Annotated in this window: 1 protein-coding gene and 1 pseudogene; both read right to left on the bottom strand. The window is 56.6% G+C overall.

The genetic code is table 11. The features are described 5' to 3' along the window. Window positions 1–314: 314 nt before the first annotated feature. Window positions 315–908 (bottom strand): inovirus Gp2 family protein, encoded by a 594-nt coding sequence (locus tag FAS41_RS29535; RefSeq protein WP_425467763.1) that lies wholly within the window; start codon window positions 906–908, stop codon window positions 315–317. Beyond that, a pseudogene (locus FAS41_RS31250) lies at window positions 882–968 on the bottom strand (hypothetical protein); the annotation flags it as partial. The pseudogene FAS41_RS31250 and the gene FAS41_RS29535, both read right to left, overlap by 27 nt. Between the last annotated feature and the right edge of the window lie 20 nt (window positions 969–988).

The following is a 988-nucleotide window of genomic DNA, read 5'->3' as shown; positions in this document are numbered from 1 at the left end:
TGATCTCTGCCCGGAGCAAGAAATCAGAGAGGATGGCGGTGTGACTCGTCATGGAAATGCACCTAGCTGGCTTTAGTCATACCAGGAGCCAACTGGGTTAATTTCTACGAACCAACCAGTCCGAAAACCAGGCGTCCTCGCCCCGTCTCGATACGGTCAACCACCGCGCTCCATCGCAAGAGTTGAAGCATCCGGACGATGCCTTTCAGGGCAAGCGACTTGCTCCAACTACCCCATCCATGCGAACAGGAATGAGGCAGGTGCATTGGATCGACCAAAGATGAAAGTCGATATAAGACGTGTCTGGAATCCAGCTATCCACGACTGCATCCGAATCCATGCTGACCATCCCCATAGTTCTTCGTAGCAGCCTTGCAGAGGTAGCTCGCTCGACGGAAAAGGTTAGCTAGCTCTCCATGATCACCAGCAGCTCGACTAACCAGGTATCCAGCCGCTCGCGGTATCTCCACCAGGCCACTCACCTCCTCCACGCTGAGCCCCAGCGCACTGGCCCATGCCTGCTGCAGACGATGGAAGATGTTCTGCTCAGATGAGGTCTTCCTGCCGACTGTGAAGTAAGCATCTCCATTGAGCAGGATCAGCAGGTGGTAATGCGGTCGCTCTCCCCTGCTCTCCTCTCTGGCCCAGACGTATCGGACCTTGCTGTCATGAGCGTATCGGTGCCGAGCACGAGCCCTCTGTCGATCATGCTCGATCTTGGCCTTGAAGGATTCCAGAAACCGACTGATGACCTCGTTCGTACAAGCGTAGTCAGGCAGCTCGATGGACAGTGGTAGGCGGAGATCCACTCTGAAGGCAAACACCCTGGCGTACTGCCTCAGGGAGCGCTCAATGGCGCTGTGCAAGCGCGATAGGTACTGCTCGATGGACAGGCGGGTCGGCTGCAGGGCCGGGATATCGCGTCCGGCGACGCGATAGGTCTTGTGGACGTCGTGGAATTCGATCACTTAGCGAACCTTGTGGGTAC

The organism is Pseudomonas nicosulfuronedens (genome assembly GCF_005877905.1).
GTDB classification, from domain to species: Bacteria; Pseudomonadota; Gammaproteobacteria; order Pseudomonadales; family Pseudomonadaceae; genus Pseudomonas; species Pseudomonas nicosulfuronedens.
The sequence above is the reverse complement of the archived record's forward strand: the minus strand, read 5'-3'. Positions and strand labels throughout refer to the sequence as shown.